Genomic DNA, 22,004 nt, shown 5'->3' on the forward strand with positions numbered 1-22,004 from the left:
CCCGGTCTCCTGTTACGCGACCGGGCTCGTGAACTGCGGCGGAGGGCTTGGCTCTGGCAGGAGCTGGGTCCTTCGCTGTTTTGCTGCGCCAGGCAAAGTTGCTTCGCCTTGCGCTTTCAGCCTACTGGAAATTCGTGTGCTTCCACGCCCCGAAAGGGGTTGTTTTTGGTTCCAGAACGTGTGGTTTTGTACGTGGGAGCTGACACCACTTGTCGCTCAGAGCGGGGAACGCCCGGTTCTCCCGGAGGGCAATGTTGCTGAGTTCTGGCAACACCCGGGGCCTTGCGGTGGGAGCCTGGGGGTGCTCTGCGGGATGAGGGTGCCACGAGCTGACCACGGACCCTACAGAGGAGGAGTTAGTCGGCCAGGTCTTCCCCCGTGCAGCGGGCCCCTCGGTCACGGCATGGACCGCAGGGGCGGGTGCTGCGTCGTTATCCCTGAGGGCTGGAGCAGTGGCGGAGGTTCGGGGCCGGGATCCTCGGTAACAACGACGCCGGCGGCCGCGTGGTCGAAACCGGCTGGCCAGCGAGTGTGCTCGCTGGCCAGCGCGCCGGTCAGACGTGCCTGGAGAAGGTCGGCCGTGCTCAGGTCGGAGCCACGCAAGTCGGCCAGGCGCAGGTCAGCGCTGCGGAAGACAGTGCCGCCTGCGTCGGCCTTGCGCAGGTTCGCCTCGCGCAGGTCGGCCTCGGTGAAGTCCGCGTCACGCAAGTCGGTTTCGACCAGCCGGGCGCCCCGCAGGTCAGCCAGAACGCAGCGGGCCCGGCGCAGGATCGCGGTCTTGAGGTCGGCGTGACGCAGGTTGACCGAGACGAGAGACGCCTGCGTCAGGTTGGCGTGGTACAGGCCCGCCGCCTCCATACAGGACCGGTCGAGGTTGACCTCATGCAGCCACAGCCCGTCGCAGTCGGCCCGGCGCAGGTCCGTGACGCTGAGGTTGACCCAGGATTGCTCCCGGGGTTGCAGCAACAACACGCCGAGCCCAGTCAGCGCCACCTGGGCGTCGGCGGCACGGACCTCCAGCGGCACAACGTCGTTGATAGGCACGTCCGCCGCTGGAGCTGACGGTCCGGCGGGCGGCCACGGCAGGTGTGTCCGCAGGTAAGCGGCCTGAATGGAGATGACGGCCTCACGGTCGCGGGCGGAGTGCTCCGCGATCCGCCACAGCGCGTGGAGCCCGCCGATGCGCGTTTCCAGCTTGTCACTGCCGAGCTGATCGACGGCCGTGCTGAACCGGTCGGTGACATAGCCTTCCTGGGTGGCGCGCAAGCCGTCCTGGCTGACGCGCAGTTGCCGCCATGTGGCGTACGCGCCGAACAGCACGACCATGCCGCCCACGGCCTGCAGAAGTGTCGTACGGACGTCGTTCACCGCTTTGAGCCGGTCCTGCGCAGCGACGCTCGCCCCGGCGAGATCGTGGTCGACCACCACACCCGGCAGGACGACAAGCACCGTGCCGAGAAGGGCCAGCCCCGCTGTCCCGGCCAGCAGGGCCGCGATCGCACGATGCCTGACCAGCCGGTCACGCCACGGCCTGCGACCGCGGCCCGGCTCCCCCATCTCCATGAGCATGGGAGCCTAGGCGCCGCTCAAAAAACGATCAAGTGCACGACTTCGAGCCGCGGCGCTCAACTGCCACTGGCCCGACGGGCAATCACAGGGCGACGCAGGGCGTTGCCAGTTCTCATCGACATTTGGGAGCCCTGTGATCGCTAAGTGCTGCCCGAAACCGTCGATAAACGTTGCCCACTCTCGCCTACAGAACCAAACGTGGTTACGGCGTGGCGCGTCGGTAGCCGCAGCGTCCTGTCAGGGCGGCGGTGATGGTGTTGCTGCCGTACCAGCGGTTCGCGGGGCCGTTGGTGTCGTCGGGGGCAGGCCAGCGGCCCTTGGAGACGTCGGCGCGGATCGTGGCGGCGCTGATGTGAGTGCAGAAATCCGCCAAGAATCTCCGGGGCCTAGACGGAGAGGGGGCCGACGGGCCACACTCGCCATGTAGAACCCGGAGAACCGGGCAAGTATCCGACGGAAGGATCGACATGGCCGATGCACGAGAAGCGGTAGAGCTTGCGGCGGCAGTGATCCGCGAGGCGATCACCTGCGAGCGCACGGAATGCACGCCCGAAGACCACCAGCGGTTCGTCTCCGAGAACATGCAGATCGCCTCCGAGCAGACCATCCGCCACACCTGAGCCGAGGTAAGGCCCCCTCATGAAGATCACGATCGAAGGCGCGAGCGAGGATTTCGCCGAGAAGGTGCTCACCCTCGCCGCGCAGCAAGGCGCGAACCTCACCATCAACACCGTCGAAACCGGGTGGACGGTCGAGCGCGCCGAACGCTATCTCCGCTCGCTCCCCGCCGGCGCCCGCACGTTCGCTCAGCTCGTGGTCGACGGTGACGGCCGCGCCGAGGCGGAGACGCTGCGTGCACAGGTCGGCAAGCTCAACGGCCCCACCGTCGCCCTGTCCCGCGCGGTGCCGCGCGGGGTGCGCGAGGGCTGGTGGCCCGAGGGCACCCCGGCGCCCATCGAGAAAGTGGACGACCCCGACCACCCGTCCTGGCAGAAGGTCGAGGCCTACGTGATGACCAGCGACAACGTCCCCATCTTTCGGCAGGCCCTCGTCCGGATCACGACCGCCAAGCAGGCGGCCGAAGCCGCAGGGTTGGCCCCCGGCGGCCCAGGTAAGACCGCCGCCACCTCGCACCTCGACCTGTTCGAGGAGGAAGCGACGTGACCACTCCTCTCCCCCCGTTAGAGGCCGCCCGGTCGGCGGCCGCGACGGACCCCGACCCGGCCCCGGGAAGCTGGGCGGCTCACCTGCACACCGCGCTCTCCGAGGTCGACCGGCTGACCGAGCGCCTCGCCCGCTTCGGCACCCCCGTGACGAGCTACCCGCCGCTGCCGCCGCCGGACCCCGGCTACGCCAAGATCGCACGGCAGCGTGCCGAGATGGAGACCGGGTTCATCGACCAGGAATGGGCTGTCGGTTGGGTGATCTGCCCGGCCCGCGAGAAGTGCACCAGCGGACGTCTGAACTCCGTCTTCCAGCCGCTGAAGAACGGGCGTCTGCCCATGCACCGGGATTCCCTCGGGCGGGCCTGCGACGGCGCGAACAAGAAGCCCACCACCCCGCCGTTGAAGCTGCGCACCGCCGACACCGCCGCCGTTACCGAGGGAGAGGGAACGTCATGACGTCGCCCGCCATCACGGAGAGCGGCACCGTCAGCGAGACCGTCTCGGAGCCCGCGTGCACCCTCTGCGGGATGACGGACATCAACTTCGTCCGCGCGGCCGCCGCCGGGTGGCGCCGCGTGCTGGGGCGCCTCGCCTGCTCCCACTGCGCGGGCCGCTTCCCGGCCTGGATGCACAGCCGGTTCTGACCGACCCCTGACACCACAAACCAGTAGGGAGAACTCTCCATGTCCAACCAGCAGTTACGCACCCCTGAGCAACGTCTCGTCACCGCGAAGCGGGACCTCGGACTCCCGGTCGTCGTCGCCATCTGCGGGTCCACCCGCTTCATGGCGCAGATGGCCGAGGCGGACCGGCACGAGACCGCCGCCGGGCGGATCGTCGTCAAGCCCGGCTGCAACCTCAAGGAACCCCACCCGCTGTGGGCGGACCCCGCCCGGGCCGAACGTCTCAAGGACGAGCTGGACGAGCTGCACCGCGCGAAGCTCCGCCTCGCTGACGAGGTCCTGGTCGTCGGCGACTACATCGGGGACTCCACCCGCTCCGAGATCCGCTACGCCCGCACCCTGGGCAAGCCGGTTCGCTTCACGCACCCCGAGGTGGACCCGGACCCCGCCCCGCTGCCGGTCGCCTCGTACGCGATGTCGCTCACCGGGTCCGGCGGGACGGTCGCGCTGCCGGCCGTGGAGCCGGTGCCCGGCCTGCATGTCTACGAACTGCCGGTGGAGCACTGCGAGGAGGGCGACGGCGTCGCCAACCCGTGGCGGCTCGGCCACCACTCCGGCAAGGCGCTGGCCGCGTTCCCCTCCCAGGACGACGCGCTCCGCGCCGCCCGCGAGGTGGCCGACCTGACCGACTGGACCCGCCCGGCCGAGGATCTCCGCACGGACGCGGACCTCGACCTGGAGGAGTACGTCGACCGCATGGAGACGCGCACGAACGGCCTGTTCATCACCCCGCAGAAGGAGTTGGCGCTGTGACGCTGCACGATCCCGTCCGGGCCGCGGACGACCTGTGGAAGCGGCTCATCGAGCACCAGCCCGGGATGGCGGCCGCGCTCGCCATGCAGGTGCGGGAGCTGCCCTCGGACTGGCCGCTGCGCGTGCTCGGCGTCGGCCGCCCCGAGGCCGCGCTCGCGCTGCCCTCCTCCAGCTCCGAGCAGCGGGTGGAGGTGGAGCCGTACGACGCAGACATGGAGGACTGCTCCGCCTGCCTGGAGGCCGAAGACGACCCCTGCCGCTACCACGCGGGCGTCTCGGTCGGGTACCAGATGCTGGGCCAGTCGCTGCTCGACGCGGTCAAGCTCGACAAGGACGTCACGGTCCGGGTGGTGCTCCAGCGGCTCTCCGACGCGGAGGACGAGGAGACCCGCTGATGACCACCGCCACGAACCCGCCGCGAGGCGAGTGCCGCCAGTGTTGGTTCCACGCCTACGCCTCCCGTGAGGCCCACGCGCACCTCGGTCCGCGTGAGAAGCCGTTGTCCTATCGATCTTGAGTGCGGTGTGATCGAAAGTGGCCGGTGGGTCGGGTGATTTCGTCGTGGCCGTGCATGAAGACAGGGCCCCTGGTGCAGTTCGGAGTTGCTGAGACCACGAACGCGCCCGGAGGCCCTGTTGTCCTTGTTGTACGCGGTCGACAACGACGAGTTCAACTCATCCGGCGGTGCGTGCGATTGCCTCGCGCACCGGTTCGGGAACGCCGCCGACCAGCCCGACCGCGCCCGCGCCTACGACACCGACATGACGGAAGAGCAGTGGGCGGCACTCAGGCCGCTGCTGCCGGTACCTGCCTGGCTGGAGGGCAGGGGCGGCCAACCGGAGGGCTACTGCCACCGGCAGATGCTGGACGCGGTCTTCTACGTCGTCGACAACGGCATCAAGTGGCGGGCGATGCCCGCAGATTTCCCCGTGTGGGACCGGGTCTACGCCTTCTGGCGCCGCTGGCGCCAGAACGGGCTGATCGCCGAGCTCCACGACCGGCTGCGCGGGAAGGTCCGCGAGGCGGCGGGACGTGATCCGGAGCCGACAGCCGGGGCCATCGACTCGCAGTCGGTGAAGGCGGACTCGGTGGTGGGCGCCGGCAGCCGCGGCTGGGACGGCGGCAAGAAGATCAACGGCAGGCGCCGACACCTGATCTGCGACACGATCGGCCTGCTGTTGCAGATCAGGGTGCTGTCCGCCGACATCACCGACCGCGAGGCCGCGGTGGAGATGCTGCCCGCACTACGGACACGGTTCCCCACCATCACCAAGCTGTGGGCTGACGGCGGCTACACCGGAGTGCTGATCACCTGGGCCCTGGCCGTGCTGCACCTGGTCGTCACCGTGGTCAAGCGCAGTGACGACGTGAAGGGGTTCGTGGTGCTGCCGAGGCGGTGGGTGGTGGAGAGAACATTCGGGTGGCTGATGCGGTCGAGGCGCCTGGCCCGTGACTACGAGCGCCGGTGCGACTCCAGCGAGGCGATGATCATGTGGTCGATGACGATGCTCATGACCCGCCGCCTGGCACCGCGGCGGCCAGCGCGAAGCGCCCCGTCGGCTCCTTGACCAGCCAGCCCCGCCGCACCAGCCGGTTCGCCTTCGACCGCACCCCCTCCAGCTTCGCCGCCACCGGCTCCACCCCCAGCCTCTCGGCAACCTCCTTACAAGCCAGCGGCGTTGACGAAGACGCCAAGACCTCCACGATCCGCTGATACTCCGCGGACAGCACCGTCACCTGACGCCCCTCACTGAACGCCGGAACCACCGCGCCCTTCGACGGCGACGGCGACGGGGCAGCGTTCTCCGCGACCGGCACCGCGGCTTCTTCCGCCCGGGCGCCTGCGTCCGGATCAGCGAGAACCTCCACCACTGCCTCCCGCGCGATCACGAACCGCTCCCAGAAACGCTCCGCATCCCGCAACTCGGCCAGAACCCGGTCGGCTTCCTCGCGCAGCACCTCCACCCGCTGCCGAGCCCCGCGCTCCCGTTCCTCCAGCAAACCGACGACCGACGCCATCGAGCACCTCCACAACCAGGACGACACGATGCGTCCTGTCTGCCACAGAACCCACCACACCATGCCTGACCAGCGGAAAGTCAGCGATCAAGTACGGAAAGACAACAGCTTCTCATGCGAGACGACGACACCGCGCTCGAGCATCAGCTCCTCCACCTCACGGAAGGACAGCGGAAACCGGAAGTACAGCCACACACAGTGGGAGATCACCTCGACCGGGTACCGATGGCCCTTGTACGACGGCGACACGTCCCCCACGGACAACCCTCTCCAGCATGATCAACCCGAAGATCATCCCACTCAGCCAGCCAACGTGACAGCGCCGCGGGCGGAAATGCCCAGCCGCGTACGCGTGAATGTGCCCACTCCGGCGTACTGCACAGCGCCGGGCCGTTCGAGAGGAGACCGCCCGGGGCCGATGCTGTCCCTACGAAGATTCCCGTTGACCGGTGTCCGCCGCGGAGTCGGGCGTGGCACTCAGGGGCAGGAGCTGGGGGCGTTTCGCGGCGCGGCCGTCGCCGGAGGACTGACCACGCAAACGGCGTCCGAGCCAGGGGCCGAGGAATGCGGCCGCCCAGCGCAGTTCGGCTCCTGCGGCTTGCCAGCCCGTGGGGACCCTCTGTGGCGGCAGGGGGAGCGTCCAGGCGTCGTCGCTTCCGGGCAGGTGGATGGCGTGGGCGACGGCTGCGGCGATCCGCTCGTGGCCGAGGGGGCTGGCGTGGAGTCGGTCCGCACTCCACAGCCGTGGATCGGTGGCGACGGCCTGTCGGCCGGTCTCGGCGACCGCGACCCCGTGACGGGCGGCCGCAGCGCGGATGCGGGTATTGAGGTCGAACACGCGGGACCTGATCGGCCGGGCAAGGGGCACGATCTTCCCTACGTCGGGGAAGGTCAGCGTCACCACGTGGGCCCCGGCTGCCGTGAGCGCGGCGAACATCTCTTCCAGGTGCCCGGCCACCTCTGCGGCGTCGAACCGGGGCCGAAGCAGGTCGTTGACCCCGGTGACAACGGTGGCCAGGTCGGGCCCCAGGGCCAGGGCGGGCCCCAGCTGTTCAGCGCGGACCTGGCCGGCGACACGGCCTCGTACGGCAAGGTTGGCGTACCGAAGCCCCGAGTTAACGGCCGCGAGGTGCTCGGCGAGCCGGTCGGCAAAGCCCCGTAGGCCGACGGCGTCGTCCCCGTCGCCGAGCCCTTCGGTCTGGCTGTCGCCCAAGGCGACGTAGCGCAGGTATTCACCGTTCGGCATGAGTCGACTGCCTTTCCTTGAGGACGACTGCGATCCGCAGGCACCAGTCCCGGTGCTCCTGCTCAAAGGCCAGGCCGCGCAGGCAGGTCAGGTACGGCCCGATCCGCTCGCCCCGGCGGAGGAACTCCTCCTCATCCGCATCGCCGCGCAGTTGCCGCAGCAGCTTGCCGAGAAGTTCGATCTTGGCCTCGGCCGCGGACGCTCGCTCTTCGAGCTGTTCGATCACCGGCGCCGTGCCGATGCGGTCGGCGGTGTGGACTTTGACGAGCAGATCGTCGCGGATGAACGAGGGCTTCGATACGGCTGCGGCGAACCTCTCCAGCTCGGCGCGACCGGCGTCGGTGACCCGGAACAGACGTTTGTTGGGCCGGGTCTCCTGGACCACCTGCCGACCCGCGACCAGCCCTTCCTTCTCCAGCTTGGTCAGCTCGGCGTACAGCTGCTGCGGCAGGGCGTGCCAGAAGTTCGCGACGCCGACGTCGAACGCCTTCGCCAGCTGGTATCCGCTGTACTCGCCGTCCAGCAGCGCCGCCAGCACCGCATGCCGCAAGGCCATCGAAGCAGCCCCTTCCCTTTCCTTGTCCGCCGCTGCATCATACTCAAGAAAATGACTAGTCATATCCTTGAGTATCGGGAGAGGTCATGGAGACTGCTGAACGCTTCCGCTCTGCCGCGGAGAAGGGTGAACTCGCCGCTGTGGGTGCCGATTATTCCATCCGGGCAGGTGGGAGGCCCTGCGGCGGCTGTGTACCCGTGGGCCGCCCCCCGGCCGGTGACCGTGGTGAGGGCTGCGGCAGCATGATCATCTGTGCTGCTTCGACTCGCCTACCTCACCGTCACGAACACGTTCGCCGCGCTGCGGCTGCTGCCGATGAGCGACCGCGACAAGGACGCGGAAATCCTGGCCCTGCGCCATCAGGTCACCGTTCTCGAACGGCAGCTCGGGGACCGCCGCATGCGGTTCACGCCGTCCGACCGGGCCCTGCTCGCTGCGCTGCTCCACCCGTTGCCGCGCGACGTGCTGCGCCGCATGCGGCTGACCGTGCGCCCGGACACCGTGCTGCGCTGGCACCGCGACCTGGTCCGGCGCCGCCACGCAGCGGCGTCCCGCCCGAAAAGCCCCGGACGGCCGCGCACCGTCCGCTCCATCCGCATCCTCGTGCTGCGCTTCGCCCGTGAGAATCCGACCTGGGGATACCGCCGCATCCACGGCGAACTCGCCGTGCTCGGGATCCGCATCGCCGCGTCCACGGTCTGGGAGATCCTCAAGGACGCGGGCATCGACCCCGCGCCCGAGCGCGGAACGACGACCTGGGCCGACTTCCTGCGCGCCCAGGCCGAGGCCATCCTCTCCTGCGACTTCATGGAAACCGTCACCTTGACCGGGCAGCGGCAGTACGTGCTCGCGGTCATCGAGCACGCCTCCCGGCGCGTGCGCGTCCTCGGCGCCACCGCGCACCCCACCGCCGCGTGGACGGCCCAAATGGCCCGGAACCTGGTCATGGACCTCGAAGACGCAGGCATCAAAGCCACGTTCCTCATCCGCGACCGGGACGGCAAATTTCCCAGGCTGTTCGACGAGATCCTCACCGACGCCGGCATCCGCACCGTCCTCACGGCCGTTCGCACACCCCGGATGAACGCGGTCATGGAACGCTGGGTCCGCACCTGCCGCCACGAACTCCTCGACCGCACCCTCGTCTGGAACCAACGGCATCTGCTCCATGCGCTACACGAGTTCGAACAGCACTACAACGAGCACCGGCCGCACCGGATGCTCCACCAAGCCGCCCCGCTGCGGCCGGCACCCGAGCCGATCACCGACCCCGACGGACTCCAACGGCTGCGCATACGCCGACACGACCGACTCGGCGGCACCCTCCACGAATACCGACATGCCGTCTGACCTGCACGGACGTAATAATCGGCACCCACAGGGTCCGGAGCGTGGTCGGCTGCTGGCGAGACCGGACGCCTGGTCAGGCTTCGTGGACTCGTGCGTGCAGATGCATGTCGTGCCAACCGTCGGCATGGAGCAACGCCTGACGCCGTACGCCTTCCAGAGCGAAGCCTGTCTTTTCGGCGATGCGGCAGGATGCAACATTGGCCGTTGAGTGGCCTAGTTCGAGTCGGTTGAAGCCGGCCTCTTCCAGTGCCCAGCTCGCCACTCGGGCCACAGCGCGGGAGCAGACGCCCTTGCCACGGGACTCCGGGGTCGTCCAGTAGGAGATCTCTGCTTGGCCTCCGACCAAGATGATGGACTGGAGGGAGACCCGTCCGAGAACCCTGTCGCCGTCGATATCGACCACGGCCCAATGGCAGGCGGATTCGCTCTCCCAGCCACTTCGCCACTGTTCGATCCACTCCTGGGCTTCGTCTTCGGAATCCGCCTTGCGCAGGTGCCAGAACTGGATCGCCCGGTCCTGGAACACTCGCGCGACGGCGCCTGCGTCGGAAGACAGCCACGGCCGCAGCAGCAAGTCGTCGTCGATCGGCAGCGACGGCTGGGAAGAGGAGTTGATGCTGCCAGGCGACATGACAGGAGTAACCAGGGAAGGCATGGTTCACATCATGGCAAGCCCGCCGCTGACCCCGCGGGCAATCGCCAAGATGCATGGATCGGGAGTGTCAGGGAGTGCTCCGGCGGTAGGTCCACATCTCGGCCATCCGGCCGTCGAGGAGTCGGATCAGCCAGATCAGATGACTGTCGATGGTGCCGGGGCGGCTTTCGTGGCCGACGCTGCCGATCACTGACAGCAAATCGTCGGTGCCGAGGATCGTGTCGATGTGGAAGCGGAGTCCTGGTCGACTGGCATGGATATGCGTGACAGCGCGTTGAACATCGGCGGGCCCGGATACCTCCGGGTGTGCATGATCGGCCCAGTGGGGACTCAGCACCTCCGGAGCGATCGAGGTGTCGCCCGTGTTCCACATCTGGAAGTACCGCTGCACGACGTGGTGTGAAGGGTCCGCGTGCGCGTCCATCGTGTTCTCCTTCGTTCCGGCGGGCATCTCTCGCACAGCATCGTTTTCCAGAGCTACCTACATAAAGCCCCTTTCAACGTTCGTGGCGCACCGTGTGTTCGATTTTCTTGTCATGTCGAGACACGCCGCCAGCCTCCGGGGTGGGCAAACTGTCCCGTGACAGCGAACCTTGAGCGTGTGTCATCGAACCTTGAGCAGCATTGCCCCCAGGGCTTTCCTTAAGGGCTGGCCGTTGTCATGATCCAGCCATGGCTCACAACAGCTCACCCGTCTACCAGGCGCGCTACGGCTGGGACCTCAGGACCGCTGGAGTCGTAGCGCTTTCCGCCGTCTTCACAGCAGTCCTGCTGCTCCCGGGCGTGCCGCTGTTCGCGCAGATACTGGGCCTGCCGCTCTTCGGCGGGGGCGGGCTGTTCATGTCGTACGTGGCACTGAGCCGCAAGGTCGCGTTCCGGGTGGACGAGACAGGGGTGCTTCTTGGAGGGAGCCCCGCCCGGTACAGAGCCACCACCAGCCATGTGCCCTGGGATGACATCACAGGTTTCGTGCTCTGGCGCCAGGCCGCGGGCGGCGCTTCCCTGCCCTATGTCGGGGTCACCCGGCGGGAAGGCGCTCCGGCCCTCCCGGGAGATGGCCCAAAGGCCCGTGCTGCCCTCAAGTACCTCGTTCCGGTGCCGGCGGACGTCGCGCTGGCCTCACGGGCGGTGACCGGGTGGCGCTTGGACAAGGACCGACTAGTCACTACCGTCGCCCACTTTGCGCCCGAGATCCCCGTGCGTGACCTCTCGTAGTCGACGTACGCCTTGTGCGCGCACCCTACGCGCGGTCGATCAAGATTCGTTGGCACGAAGCTCAACGTTGGATGGCACAGGACACAGCGGCCCCTCCCCCGTGGTGCGCGCCCCTCGGCCCGACGGTGCACGTTTCGCTCCCCTACTTCGCCCAGCTCCGACAGTCCAGTACTAACGTCGCGTCCTGGCCGCCGGCCTCCGGGGCTGGGCAAGCCTGCCGCAGGGTGAGCTTGCCCAGGGTCCTCTTGGGCTTGCCCAGCACTCGTGACCGGTCACATGTCCGCGGCCGTGACCGGTGACCGGCCGTGTGACCGATCCGATCGCGCCCATCGGCCAAACCGCACGTCAGCGGCGTGACCGATCCATGCAACCCGGGTGCCCGGATCGGCCTGCCGGTCGGCAGCCAGATCCCCCGGCCCAACGGAACTCCAGCGCCCCAGCGGTGCAGTGCCCGGGTGTGACTACTCGTCGGTGCGGTCGGGGTCGGGGAGCTCCGGCGGGAAGTGCCGGTCCAGGATCTCCGCCCAGCGGTGCAGGACGACGAAGCCGGTGGTGTCGGCCTGCGCCTGGACCAGCTCGCTCAGGGCATCGACGAAGGGCTGCGCAACGGTGCCGGCAGGCATCGCGGCAGCAGCCTTCCTGAGCCGCTCGTGCGCGGCAGGGAAGACGCCCCGAGCCCACGCGTCCTGCTCTCGGACCCGCTTGCTTCCCTCCTCCATGTTGATCTGCCTGATCGCGAGCGCCGGGCAGTCCGAGGCGTGCCAGGTCTCGCTGATCCCGCCGCCGGTCTTCACATACGCGATGCGGGTGTTGTCGGGGCCCGGCAGGGCGAAGCAGCCGGTGCAGTCGACGCGTTCCGTCTCGGTCATCGCGGAGCTCCCTTCGAGTGGAGGCAGAGCCTGCCATCCCGATCAACCGGCGACCAGGGATTTCCTCCGCCGCAACCCGCCGGCCCCGGGCTCGAAGCAGACCTCTTCCCCTCGGCTATCGCGTGGGAAAGAGGTGTCCGCGCACGGGACCGGCTTGCCCACAAGGGGTGACCTGCAGAAATGGGCGTTGTCCGATTTGAGGGGTCCACACCTGCGGCAGTACCTCCGGTCCCCCGCTGAAAGCAACCGTCCAGCCCACTGTCCAACCGCCCTTGGGTGCAACCCCCTCCCGGCCGCACGGCACCAATCCGTCAGGGCCGGGCAAGCCCCTGGCAGTTCAGACAGCCAGGATCGCGGGCGCGGCCTCCAGGCGATCCAGTCGTTCGTAGAGGGCTCGGACGAGGCGGGCGCGGTTCTGGACGCAGCACACGGTGCCCTCCAGCGTGGTGGACAGCCGCCCTTCCGCCTCACGGAGAACAAGGTCGGCGAGCGCTTTGGGGCCGCTGTCCTTCGGCAGCTGGTCGGCGCGGCGCCGTACGTCGGTGGCGACTGCGCGGGCGTGGCCGGTCAGCTGGAGGGCGATCTGCTCGTAGTCGCGTTCGGCCAGCGCGTCCGGGCCGGTCCACGCCAGGACGGCCTTGACGAGGCACTCGTACGGTTCGCGGTCGAGCGGGAGTTCCGCTTCGAGTCGTCCCACACGAACAGGGACAACTACTCCCCGGTCCGGTGCCTCCAGGTCCACGCCCGCGGTCACCATGCCCATGGGGAATCGTGACTGCGGAGGTGGGGAATTACGGGCTCTGTCGCTGATCTTGTGATCGGGGCTGGTGTCGGTGGTGCCTGCCATCGTGTCCCTGGTGTACTTCGCAGAGTTTCGAGGCGCTTGTTCCTCATCTATCTGGTGTCGTGGTGGAGTTGGTCGAGCGAACGGCGAACGGGATCACGATGCATGCCCGTGTCCGTAGCGCCGATGCGCCGTGCTCACGCTGTCAGAGCACCTCGGCGCGGGTGCACGGCCGGTACCTGCGACGCCTGTCCGACGCGGCGGTCAGCGGCACCCGGGTGGTCATCGAGCTGCTGGTACGCCGGTTCCGCTGCCTCAACATCGTCTGCCCGACGGTGACGTTCGCCGAACAGGTCACCGGGTTAACCAGCCCACATGCCCGCTACACCCCGCTGATGCGCGGGACACTGACCTCGATCGCCCTCGCGCTGGCCAGGCGAGCGGGCAGCCGACTAGCCCACGCGCTGGGGACACCGGCGGCGAAGGACACCCTGTTACGCCTGCTCAGAGCCTTCCCGGAGGAGCCCGTCGGGCAGGTCAGGGTGCTCGGCGTCGACGATTTCGCACTGCGGAAGGGTGACTCGTACGCCACCGTCCTGGTCGACCTGGAGCGACGCCGCCCCGTGGACGTCCTGCCGGGACGCGACGCCGACCCACTGGCCACCTGGCTCCTGGAACACCCCGAGGTGGAGATCATCTGCCGCGACCGGGCCGGAGCTTACGCGGAGGGCGCCCGCACCGGCGCCCCACAAGCGGTGCAGGTCGCCGACGCCTGGCACCTATGGAAAAACGTCGGCGAGGCGGTCGAGAAGACCGTCGCCGCCCACTACACCTGCGTGCGGGCCGTGTTCAAAAAGCCACCGGCCCCCGAACCCACCACCGCGCCCACGGGCGACGACGGCCCCCTTGCCGCATCGATCGGGACACTGGACGTCTGCGGGCGCGAGCGCCGCCTGGTGGTCCGCACCCGGGAACGGTTCGCCCTGGTCCAGGACCTGCTGCACGAGGGAGCCTCGCTGGAGTCGATCTGCCACCAGCTGCAGCTGGACCGCTCGACCGTGCGCCGCTTCGCCCGCGCTACCTGCATCGACGAACTCCTGGTCAAAGCGGTCAACCGGTCCACGATCCTGGACGCCTACCGGCCCCATCTCCACCAGCGGTGGAACGAGGGCTGCCACGACACCGCCGAACTGCACCGTGAGATCACCGCCCTCGGCTTCCCCGGGGGCATCCAGACCGTCCGCCGCTACCTGCGGAACTTCACGCCGTCCGCCCCCACGCCGGCGCCTAGGCCCGCGCCGCGGCCCCGTCGCGTCGTCCGATGGATCATGACCAATCCGGGCAGCCTCCCCGACGAGGACACCCTCTCGCTCAAGGAGATCCGCGCTGGTTGTCCCGAGCTCGACGCGGTCACCGACCACGTCCGCGACTTCGCTGAGATGATGCGCGACCTGCGCGGCGACCAACTGCTCCAGTGGATGGAGCGAGTCGAACACGATCCCCTGCCCGCACTTCACTCCCTGGTCAACGGCCTACGCCGGGACCAGGACGCCGTCATTGCCGGACTTTCCAGTCCCTGGAGCTCCGGCCAGGTCGAGGGACAGAACACGAGAGTGAAGCTCCTCAAGCGCGCCGGATACGGCCGCGCCAACTTCGACCTCCTACGCAAACGAATCCTGCACCGGACCTGACCCCCGCTCACAAGATCAGCGGCAGAGCCCGAAATTCCCACCAGCACAGTCACATGTCCCCCTGGGGAAGGCGGTCTCGTGGTGCCTTGAACGTCGTCAGCCAGGCTCTCGCGGTCCGCGTGCGATCAACGGGCGGCTGCCGTCTTGCGGCAGGACGACAAGGAAGCTCCAAGAGCGGCTTTCGACACGGGCCAGGCCGATCGTCGTGGCGGTGCCGAACGCCTCGGTTGCGGGCCCTACTCCCTCGGTCAACGCCTCGGGCCTTGCGTAGTGCCGGGCCAGGTCCGCAGCCGGACCACGGAGCCACAGGGCTACCCGCGCGCCCTTCACGAGCGCGGCCAGGAGGTCGTCGCGAGCTTCGCTGAGGGCGGCGTCCTTGACCAAGCAGTGGAGTCGTTCCTGGGTGCTTGGTTGCGTCGGTGCAGCATCGGCTTGCTGGCGGCACGGCGGACACGCCCGGCGGCGCCGAGGTTCGAACAGGTGCAGATAGCGGGTGACCTGGTCCTCTGGAATACCGCACAACGTGCCATTGCCGGCCATCGCGTGCTCGACCCCGGGAACCCCGTTGCCCTTGCCTGCGCCGAATCGGGCGGGCTCCCGCGCAGTTGCGAAGGACCAGTTGTCGTCGGGGTCATGGATCACGCGCACGAGCGTAGTCCCTGGTCTTACCTGACCCCGATCACAAGATCAGCGACAGAGCCCGTAATTCCCCAGGTCCTCGAGGCGGATGGGGCTAGGTTTGCCCTTATGGGTGTGCGGGGGTGGAGCTATCGCTACATGGGGCCTGACGACCTGAGGACCCTCATCCGAACGGGCGGCGAGGGCCAGAGCATGCGCTCGCCGGCGGACTTCGACGAGTGGGCATCGAGCCGGCCCGCGGAGGAGTTCGCAGAGCCCTTCACCTTCGTTGTCGATGCCGCCGGGGTCCTGCGGCTCGCCTCCCGCCGTAGTGAGCACGTGGTGTGTGCCGGCGGAGACGCAGTCCTGAGCGCTGGCGAGATCAGCTTCCGCGCAGAGCCCGGTCAGTGGGCTGTCGATGAGATCAGCAACCAGTCGACCGGCTACTGCCCGGACATCAGCTCGTGGCCGGCCGTTGCTGAGGCGCTGGATCGCGCCGGCGTCGCCCGGCCGTCCGGCTTCACGCACGAGGTGATCTTCCGGCGGTGCCCATCCTGCCAACAGATCAACATCGTGCGTGAGGCCGACTTCGTCTGTGTCTTCTGCAACGGGATCCTGCCGCAGGAGTGGAACGTGGACGGACCTGGGCGCTAGGAACCCTCCCCCCGAGCCCACACTCGTCAGCAGCACTACCCTCGATCGCCGTCCCCATGGGGAATCGCGACCGCAGGGGTGGGAAATTACGTGACGCTCAACCCACTCCAAGTGGGGAATTCCGTGACCGTCGACACGGCCCATGCCGCCGCGTCGGCGCCCTTCGAAGTCACGACAGTGTCGGCGGTCGTCAACGCCACATACTCCCGGGGCCGCTCGGCGGGTCGCAACGCGTGCATCGCCGCGAGTTGACGGGCCAACAGAGGGACGCGCGTCTCCAATCCCTCATCGTCGGGAACCGTCTGGCCCGCCAGATGTGTCATGAGGAGCGATGGATACTCGCAATGCGCGGCGGTCGGATCAACCGCGACCAGTCCAGGAGCCGGTGCCTGGTCGACCGTCCACAACCGCTTCCGGCAGTGGCGTGACGCCGGCGTCTTCGAGGCCCTGCTGGAGGGGCTGATCGCGGAAGCCGCGAAGCGGGGCGAGGTGGACCTGTCCCTGGTCAGCGTCGACTCCACCACCGCGCGGGCTCACCACGACGCCGCCGGGATGCATCTGGACCGGGACGTCGTCGCCGCGCTGGAGAAGGCCGCCGCCGAGGGGGAGAAGACCAGGTCAAAGGGGGCGGCCTCGAAGAACAAACCGGGCAGGACGCCGAAAACGATCCCGAGCGGGAAGACGTCCGCCCCTGATCGTCCCGGATGCGGCCAGGGGCGACCTCGGCGTCAGCCGTTGGGGTAGGCCTGAGCGATCAGCTTCTGCCGCAGCACCCCCCACTGGGCGAACATGTCGTGGACCAGGTAGAGATCCCGCCGCCGCGTCCAGGCCTGACCGGACTCGGCGTCGTACGTGTGCGGCATGTCGAAGCCGCGCGGAGCGTACGCCTTCATGCCCCGGTCCCGCGTGGTCTGTACGCAGCGCTTGATGTGATCGCGGAAGCCGACCACACCTGCCGTGCCGATGCCGCCGGGCAGCTGCTTGCGGGCTGCCAGGACCTGGGCGGCGACTCCGTCGGTGCTCAGATAAGTGATCGTGCCGTCCGCCGCGATCACCGGCTCGATCGACGTCACATGTGTCATGTGGTACTTGGACTCCAGGAACCGCGCGATCTCCCACTGCGCGTACACCGGGATGTTGCGCAGCGCTCGGATCCTCGCCACGGTATCGGCCAGCTCCTCATTGACCGGGCCCGGCTCGTAGAGCACCTTCGTCGGGTCGCCGCCCCCGGCCGGCGCCCGGTTCCCGAAGCCGTACGCCACGATGAAGTCGATGTCCGCCAAGGGAGTCGTCTCAGGGTGCCAGTCGAAGCCGACGTCGTAGAGGTGCGGGACGACGGCGCGGGCCGTGTCCTTGTCGTCGAGCTCCTTGGACAGGGATGCGAGCATGCTGTGCAGCAGCGCGGTGTCATCGCCGGAGGCGGCGGTGCGCTCCTGGGCCTGGCTGGGGGTGGCGCCGACCAGCGCGGGTGCGGCGATGGCGGCTGTCAGAGCGGCGGCGAAGTTACGTCGTTGCATGGGTGGTTCGGCCTTTCTCAAATTGCGTGTGTCAGAGCCTGAAACAGCGGGCGTCAGCCGACCAGCAGGTCCTGCTTCAGCTCGCGCAGGTCGCCCGCGTCGATACCCAGTCCCTGTTTCAGGTAAGAGTTGAAGGAGCCGTACTTCTCCTGGACCTCGTCGAAGCCGGAGTTGAGATATTCGGGGCGGACGTCGAGAAGCGGCTTGTAGATCTTGGCCTGCTCCGAGGTCAGGTGGTCGAGAGCAGCCTGATTGGCCGCGGCGCGATAGTCGTTGCTGGCCAGGTAGTCCGCCATCACCGTTCCGCGCGGCACGCCGAGCGCCGTCAGCAGGGCGGCGTTCGACCAGCCGGTGCGGTCCTTGCCCGCCGTGCAGTGAAAGACCACGGCGCGCGCGTCGTCGTTCGCGATCCCGGCGAAGACCTGGCCGTACGCAGCCCGCGCGCTGTCGCCGCTCACCATGAACTTCTCGCTGTCCACCATCATCCGCACCGCCGCATCCTCGGAAGTCGGCATGGTGGTGAAGGTGGCCGAGCCGGCGAGCACATCGGCAACGACGTAGGTGGCTCCGGCGAGCACGCGGTCAGGCGCGGAGGCGCGCTCGGACTTCATGCGGAGGTCGTAGTCGGTACCGATGCCCAGGCGGTGCAGCTTCGCGAGGTCGGCGTCGGTGAGTTTGTCCAGAGCGTCGGACCGGTAGATCTCGCCCATCTTGACCCACTGGCCCTCGCGGGTGCGGTAGCCGCCCACGTCCCGGAAGTTGACGGTCCCCTCCAGCTTGATCAGCCGGTCGGCGAGGCGTAGCGGCGCACCGCGGTCCGGCACCAGGTTGAACCACTGCCGGTCGGCCGCGGGCAGCCCGCGCACCGTGGCCTCGCCCTCTGCCCCGCCGCGGGCGACCACGCGGCCGTTCGCGTGGATGGCGACCTCGTGCGCACTGGGTGCCTTCCAGACGATCCTGTACGAGCCGTCGTCGTCAGCCGTGACCGTGGCGTCCGTGAACGGGATGTGCTGCGCGGCGGATGTCGAGGCGGGGGCGGAGTCCGCGGAGGCCGCGGAGGCCGCGGGAGCGGTGGCGGCCAGGGAGGTGAATGCGAGCGCTGGGGTGAGCACTGCGGCGACGACAGACGGGACCTTCATATGCCGGATGGTTCGTGCTTGAAAGAAACCCCTGGTTAATGCGGCCGGGCGGTGCTGTGATGGCCAGATGGCAACTCGAAGGCGCGGGTGAGCCCGGACGCCACCGCAGGGTGGCCCACCTCGCCAAGGGATGATGCCCCTCGAAGACGAGATCGCGTAGCTCGACGCGCTCATCGAGGCCCCGTTTTCACGAAACCCACAGGCGATCGTGATCCGCCGTCCGCCCGGCATGGGCGCCATGCCCGGTGCCACCTTCATCGCTGCCACGGGCGGCGACATGGGGAGCCTTCGGCAGCGTCGACCGGCTTGCCGCCTTGGCGGGACTGTCCCCGGTGCCACGCGACTCCGGCCGCGTCAGTGGCAACATGCGCCGACCTCGCCGATACCACCGCGGTCTCCTGCGGGCCTTCTCCTGTGGGGCTCGAAAAGTCGTCGTTGCAGGTGACACGGCGTATCGATACTCGTTGATGATGCCGCCGAGGACCCTGGAGACTCCGGCCCTCGCGTCGGCACCGCGGCATGCCCACACGACGAAAACGTCACGGCTCCCTACAAGTTGACGACGATCAGCGTCGCGTCACAGCAACCGAAACGGCGAGGCTGGGCCTGGACCCGGGCGCTGCCCCCGATCGACGGAGGTGACCGCCCGCGGTCACAGTGTTGGCTCGTCCCACTGATCCAGCAGGATGTCGCCCATGGCGTCACCGGGCCCGGCTGCGGCGTCGTCCAGGGACTGTTCGGTCCAGATGACCTTGCCGCGGGCGGTGTACCGGGTGCCCCAGCGCCGTGCGAAATGGGCGACAAGGAACAGTCCTCGGCCGCCCTCGTCGGTGGTGGCCGCGCGGCGCAGGTGCGGGGAGGTGCTGCTGCCGTCGGAGACTTCGCAGATCAGGCTGTCACGGTCGTACAGCAGGCGGAGCCGGATGGGTTCGGTGCCATAGCGGATGGCGTTGGTGACCAGTTCGCTGAGTATGAGCTCGGCGGTGAAGGCGACCTGATCCAGCCCCCAGGACTCCAGCTGGCGGGCGCAGGCAGCGCGGAGAGGGGCGACGGCAGTGGGTTCGGAGGGCACGTCCCAGTCGGCGACCCGGTCCGGGTCCAGCAGCCGGGTGCGGGCCACCAGCAGGGCGATGTCGTCGCTGGGGCGGGCGGGCAGCAGGGCGTCGAGTACCGCCTGACAGGCCTGCTCCGGGGTCTGGTCGGGGTGAGCCAGGGCCTGTCTCAGGAGTTCGAGGCCGGTGTCGATGTCACGGTCGCGGTTTCCGATGAGCCCGTCGGTGTACAGGGCCAGCCGGGAGCCCTCGGGCAGGTTCAGTTCGGCGGTCTCGATCGGCAGGCCGGCGCCCAGGCCAAGGGGCGGGGAGACGGGCACGTCGGGGAAGGTGACGGTGCCGTCGGTGAGCACAAGGGCGGGTCCGGGATGGCCGGCCCGGGCGATGCTGCAACGGCCGGAGACCGGGTCGTAGATCGCAAACAGGCAGGTGGCACCGGTGATGCCTTCGCTCTCGCCCTCGGCGGCCTCGTTCTGGTCGATGTGGGCGACCAACTCGTCCAGGTGGCCCAGGAGCTCGTCAGGGGACAGATCGAGGGCACAGAAATTGTGGACGACGGTGCGCAGGCGGCCCATGGTGACAGCCGCATGCAGGCCGTGCCCGACGACATCGCCGACGACCAGGCCGACGCGGGCGCCGGGCAGCGGGATGACGTCGAACCAGTCCCCGCCCACCCCGGCCTGAGCGGGCAGGTAGCGGTGGGCCACGTCCAGGGCCGACTGCTCGGGCAGGCTGCGGGGCAGCAGGCTGCGCTGCAGGGTGACCGCCATGGTGTGCTCGCGGGTGTAGCGGCGGGCGTTGTCGATCGCGACCGCCGCACGGGCGGCCAACTCCTCGGCGAAGGACAGATCCTCCTCCGCGAAGGGCTCCTTCTCCGAGCGCCAGAAGTCGACCATCCCCAGCACCACGTCGCGGGCCTGCAACGGTACGGTGATCAGCGAGTGGATACCGAAGTCCAGGACGCGCTGCTGCCGCTCGGGGTCCAGCGCCTGCCAGTCCGGCGCCATGCTCAGATCGGGCTCCAATACGGCATGACCGCGCTGCAGCCCCTGCGCCTGCGGCATCGCTGGCAGGAACGTGATCATCTCACCCGCCGGGTACAGCGGGTGGTCGTCCCGGACGCCGCGCACGGCGGTACGGTGCATGGTCAGGCTTGCGCCGCCCGGTTCTTCACCCCGTCGAACCGCATCCAGCAACTCGACGGTGACGAAGTCGGCGAACCCGGGAACCGCGACCTCAGCCAGCTCCTCGGCGGTACGCACCACATCCAGCGTGGTGCCGATCCGCACCCCGGCGGCATAGAGCAGTTGCAGGCGTTCCCGCGCCACCTCGGCCCGGCCCGCCACCGCGCGTAGCTCAGTGGTGTCCCGCAGTGTCGCCACGCCACCGGTCGGCCCCCCGTGCGGGGCGGTCGGCCGCAGGTTGACCGCCAGCAGCCTCTCACCCACCAGGATCACCTCGTCGGTGACCGCTCGGCCCGAAGCCAGCAGTGTGGCAGTACGCGGGGCCAGGCCGAGGTCGGTGACCCGCCGGCCCAGCACGTCCTCGGGTAGATCCAGCAGTCGGCACGCCTCGTCGTTGGCCAGCAGCAACCGCCCCTCGCCACTGATGACGAGCACCCCTTCCCGAACCGAGTGCAGGACCGCGTCGTGGTGCTCGTACATCCGCGTCATCTCGGCCGGATCCAGACCGTGCGTCTGTCGCCGCAGTCGCCGGCTCACCAACGCTGACCCGCCCGTGACCAGTACCAGCCCGCCGGCGGCGGAACCGAACAGCAGCGGCAGCTGTTCCGCCACGTGCTCGTTCACGCTCTTGACCGCGATACCGACGGACACCAGCCCGACGACCTTACCGTCGGTGTCGAAGACGGGGACCATCGTGTACACCGCGCGGCCGATCCCGGGCGTGTTGTAGGTACCCTGGTGCACCTTGCCGTGGAGCGCTTCGGCGTAGGAGCCGACGACCCGCTTGCCGATCAGGTTCGGGTCGGGGTGGGTCCAACGGACGCCCGCCGGACTGAAGGCGACGATGTAGTTGAGTTTGGCCTGCTTCCGGACTTCCTCGGCGCGCGGCTGCAGTAGTGCACTGGGGTCGGCGGATTTCATGGCTTTCAGCGTCCCCGGGGCGTGCGCGAAGGCTTCGGCCCCGACGAGCGAGCGTCCACGGGCCGTCTGCAGGCTCGCACTCTGGGCCTGTAGCACGAGGGCCGCCACAGCAGCGACGACGAGCAGCATGACGACCATTACCTGCAGGATGAAGACTTGGCCCGCGACGCTGTGCACGCTCAGCACAGAGGGTAGGCGTGTCGGCGGCCGATGCGGGGCCTCGTGGCCGTCCTTGGGCCGGGCCGGCTGCCCGATTCCTGGACGCCGGGCCTCACGCCGACTCCGCGTACGCCACCTGGTGAAAAGACGGAAAGACGGTACGGAGGATCGCCGAACCTTCGACATATCCATACTTTCTAGTAT

23 protein-coding genes and 6 pseudogenes are annotated in these 22,004 nt (G+C 68.7%); 14 read left to right on the forward strand and 15 right to left on the reverse strand.

What is annotated here, in order from left to right:
* Positions 1–396: 396 nt before the first annotated feature.
* Together OG972_RS44900 and OG972_RS44905 are read right to left on the reverse strand one after the other, a co-directional pair.
* Positions 397–1,467 carry a pentapeptide repeat-containing protein gene (locus OG972_RS44900; protein ID WP_266993008.1) on the reverse strand — a complete coding sequence of 357 codons (1,071 nt, stop codon included), beginning with the start codon at positions 1,465–1,467 and terminating at the stop codon, positions 397–399.
* Between the two features lie 304 nt (positions 1,468–1,771).
* Positions 1,772–1,942, reverse strand: a complete 171-nt coding sequence (locus OG972_RS44905) for a hypothetical protein (protein ID WP_266992359.1) — start codon at positions 1,940–1,942, stop codon at positions 1,772–1,774.
* Positions 1,943–2,036: 94 nt separating this feature from the next.
* Between OG972_RS44905 and OG972_RS44910 the strand changes: the two genes are divergently transcribed.
* From OG972_RS44910 to OG972_RS44945, 8 genes and pseudogenes are all read left to right on the forward strand, one after another.
* On the forward strand, positions 2,037–2,189 hold the full coding sequence (locus tag OG972_RS44910; protein WP_266992361.1) for a hypothetical protein: 153 nt from the start codon (positions 2,037–2,039) through the stop codon (positions 2,187–2,189).
* Positions 2,190–2,208: 19 nt separating this feature from the next.
* Complete coding sequence (locus OG972_RS44915) at positions 2,209–2,733, forward strand: hypothetical protein (protein ID WP_266992363.1); 525 nt, start codon at positions 2,209–2,211, stop codon at positions 2,731–2,733.
* Positions 2,730–3,191, forward strand: a complete 462-nt coding sequence (locus tag OG972_RS44920; RefSeq protein WP_266992365.1) for a hypothetical protein — start codon at positions 2,730–2,732, stop codon at positions 3,189–3,191. The genes OG972_RS44915 and OG972_RS44920 overlap by 4 nt, the downstream gene beginning before the upstream one ends.
* Positions 3,188–3,379 carry a hypothetical protein gene (locus OG972_RS44925; protein WP_266992367.1) on the forward strand — a complete coding sequence of 64 codons (192 nt, stop codon included), beginning with the start codon at positions 3,188–3,190 and terminating at the stop codon, positions 3,377–3,379. The genes OG972_RS44920 and OG972_RS44925 overlap by 4 nt, the downstream gene beginning before the upstream one ends.
* A gap of 39 nt (positions 3,380–3,418) precedes the next feature.
* Positions 3,419–3,802, forward strand: a pseudogene (locus OG972_RS44930) (hypothetical protein); the annotation flags it as partial.
* A gap of 365 nt (positions 3,803–4,167) precedes the next feature.
* Positions 4,168–4,566 carry a hypothetical protein gene (locus OG972_RS44935; RefSeq protein WP_266992369.1) on the forward strand — a complete coding sequence of 133 codons (399 nt, stop codon included), beginning with the start codon at positions 4,168–4,170 and terminating at the stop codon, positions 4,564–4,566.
* A pseudogene (locus tag OG972_RS44940) lies at positions 4,566–4,664 on the forward strand (pRL2-8); the annotation flags it as partial. The gene OG972_RS44935 and the pseudogene OG972_RS44940, both read left to right, overlap by 1 nt.
* A 142-nt stretch (positions 4,665–4,806) precedes the next feature.
* On the forward strand, positions 4,807–5,739 hold the full coding sequence (locus OG972_RS44945; RefSeq protein WP_266992371.1) for an IS5 family transposase: 933 nt from the start codon (positions 4,807–4,809) through the stop codon (positions 5,737–5,739).
* Here OG972_RS44945 and OG972_RS44950 read toward each other — a convergent pair.
* From OG972_RS44950 to OG972_RS44965, 4 genes and pseudogenes are all read right to left on the reverse strand, one after another.
* Positions 5,681–6,190, reverse strand: a complete 510-nt coding sequence (locus tag OG972_RS44950; protein WP_266992373.1) for a hypothetical protein — start codon at positions 6,188–6,190, stop codon at positions 5,681–5,683. The two genes, OG972_RS44945 and OG972_RS44950, sit on opposite strands and share 59 nt — an antisense overlap.
* 105 nt (positions 6,191–6,295) lie before the next feature.
* A pseudogene (locus OG972_RS44955) lies at positions 6,296–6,439 on the reverse strand (IS6 family transposase); the annotation flags it as partial.
* A 178-nt stretch (positions 6,440–6,617) separates the two neighbouring features.
* Positions 6,618–7,436 (reverse strand): SGNH/GDSL hydrolase family protein, encoded by an 819-nt coding sequence (locus OG972_RS44960; protein ID WP_266992375.1) that lies wholly within the window; start codon positions 7,434–7,436, stop codon positions 6,618–6,620.
* Positions 7,423–7,992, reverse strand: coding sequence for a PadR family transcriptional regulator (locus OG972_RS44965; protein WP_266992377.1), 570 nt, complete (start codon positions 7,990–7,992; stop codon positions 7,423–7,425). The genes OG972_RS44960 and OG972_RS44965 overlap by 14 nt, the downstream gene beginning before the upstream one ends.
* 252 nt (positions 7,993–8,244) lie before the next feature.
* On the opposite strand from OG972_RS44965, the gene OG972_RS44970 reads away from it, so the two are divergent.
* Positions 8,245–9,342 carry an integrase core domain-containing protein gene (locus tag OG972_RS44970; RefSeq protein ID WP_266992379.1) on the forward strand — a complete coding sequence of 366 codons (1,098 nt, stop codon included), beginning with the start codon at positions 8,245–8,247 and terminating at the stop codon, positions 9,340–9,342.
* A 73-nt stretch (positions 9,343–9,415) separates the two neighbouring features.
* On the opposite strand, the gene OG972_RS44975 is transcribed toward OG972_RS44970, so the two are convergent.
* Together OG972_RS44975 and OG972_RS44980 are read right to left on the reverse strand one after the other, a co-directional pair.
* Complete coding sequence (locus tag OG972_RS44975) at positions 9,416–9,997, reverse strand: GNAT family N-acetyltransferase (protein ID WP_266992381.1); 582 nt, start codon at positions 9,995–9,997, stop codon at positions 9,416–9,418.
* A gap of 67 nt (positions 9,998–10,064) precedes the next feature.
* On the reverse strand, positions 10,065–10,421 hold the full coding sequence (locus OG972_RS44980) for a nuclear transport factor 2 family protein (RefSeq protein ID WP_266992383.1): 357 nt from the start codon (positions 10,419–10,421) through the stop codon (positions 10,065–10,067).
* Positions 10,422–10,669: 248 nt separating this feature from the next.
* On the opposite strand from OG972_RS44980, the gene OG972_RS44985 reads away from it, so the two are divergent.
* Positions 10,670–11,212 carry a hypothetical protein gene (locus OG972_RS44985; RefSeq protein ID WP_266992385.1) on the forward strand — a complete coding sequence of 181 codons (543 nt, stop codon included), beginning with the start codon at positions 10,670–10,672 and terminating at the stop codon, positions 11,210–11,212.
* Positions 11,213–11,673: 461 nt separating this feature from the next.
* On the opposite strand, the gene OG972_RS44990 is transcribed toward OG972_RS44985, so the two are convergent.
* Together OG972_RS44990 and OG972_RS44995 are read right to left on the reverse strand one after the other, a co-directional pair.
* Positions 11,674–12,081: a hypothetical protein gene (locus OG972_RS44990; protein ID WP_266992387.1), complete on the reverse strand. Its 408-nt coding sequence runs from the start codon at positions 12,079–12,081 to the stop codon at positions 11,674–11,676.
* Positions 12,082–12,418: 337 nt separating this feature from the next.
* Positions 12,419–12,817, reverse strand: a complete 399-nt coding sequence (locus OG972_RS44995; protein WP_266993010.1) for a DUF6415 family natural product biosynthesis protein — start codon at positions 12,815–12,817, stop codon at positions 12,419–12,421.
* 209 nt (positions 12,818–13,026) lie between these two features.
* Between OG972_RS44995 and OG972_RS45000 the strand changes: the two genes are divergently transcribed.
* Entirely contained in the window at positions 13,027–14,556 is a 1,530-nt protein-coding gene (locus OG972_RS45000; RefSeq protein WP_266993012.1) for an ISL3 family transposase, read from the forward strand.
* A gap of 96 nt (positions 14,557–14,652) precedes the next feature.
* Here the strand turns inward: OG972_RS45000 and OG972_RS45005 are convergent, their stop codons facing one another.
* Positions 14,653–15,198: a hypothetical protein gene (locus tag OG972_RS45005; RefSeq protein WP_266992389.1), complete on the reverse strand. Its 546-nt coding sequence runs from the start codon at positions 15,196–15,198 to the stop codon at positions 14,653–14,655.
* Between the two features lie 135 nt (positions 15,199–15,333).
* Between OG972_RS45005 and OG972_RS45010 the strand changes: the two genes are divergently transcribed.
* A complete protein-coding gene (locus tag OG972_RS45010) occupies positions 15,334–15,828 on the forward strand; it encodes a hypothetical protein (protein ID WP_266992391.1) in 495 nt (164 codons plus the stop codon).
* Between the two features lie 137 nt (positions 15,829–15,965).
* On the opposite strand, the pseudogene OG972_RS45015 reads toward OG972_RS45010, so the two are convergent.
* Positions 15,966–16,214 (reverse strand): annotated as a pseudogene (locus OG972_RS45015) (phosphotransferase); the annotation flags it as partial.
* Between OG972_RS45015 and OG972_RS45020 the strand changes: the two are divergent.
* Positions 16,213–16,481: pseudogene (locus OG972_RS45020) on the forward strand (hypothetical protein); the annotation flags it as partial. The pseudogenes OG972_RS45015 and OG972_RS45020 sit on opposite strands and share 2 nt — an antisense overlap.
* A gap of 75 nt (positions 16,482–16,556) precedes the next feature.
* Here the strand turns inward: OG972_RS45020 and OG972_RS45025 are convergent.
* Together OG972_RS45025 and OG972_RS45030 are read right to left on the reverse strand one after the other, a co-directional pair.
* On the reverse strand, positions 16,557–17,345 hold the full coding sequence (locus OG972_RS45025; protein ID WP_266992393.1) for a hypothetical protein: 789 nt from the start codon (positions 17,343–17,345) through the stop codon (positions 16,557–16,559).
* A 53-nt stretch (positions 17,346–17,398) separates the two neighbouring features.
* Complete coding sequence (locus OG972_RS45030) at positions 17,399–18,484, reverse strand: tyrosine-protein phosphatase (protein WP_266992395.1); 1,086 nt, start codon at positions 18,482–18,484, stop codon at positions 17,399–17,401.
* A 130-nt stretch (positions 18,485–18,614) separates the two neighbouring features.
* On the opposite strand from OG972_RS45030, the pseudogene OG972_RS45035 reads away from it, so the two are divergent.
* Positions 18,615–18,891 (forward strand): annotated as a pseudogene (locus OG972_RS45035) (transposase); the annotation flags it as partial.
* Positions 18,892–19,136: 245 nt separating this feature from the next.
* Here OG972_RS45035 and OG972_RS45040 read toward each other — a convergent pair.
* Positions 19,137–21,779, reverse strand: coding sequence for a SpoIIE family protein phosphatase (locus OG972_RS45040; RefSeq protein ID WP_266992397.1), 2,643 nt, complete (start codon positions 21,777–21,779; stop codon positions 19,137–19,139).
* Positions 21,780–22,004: the final 225 nt, after the last annotated feature.

This window comes from Streptomyces sp. NBC_01669 (genome assembly GCF_026339735.1).
Taxonomy (GTDB): Bacteria; Actinomycetota; Actinomycetes; order Streptomycetales; family Streptomycetaceae; genus Streptomyces; species Streptomyces yanii.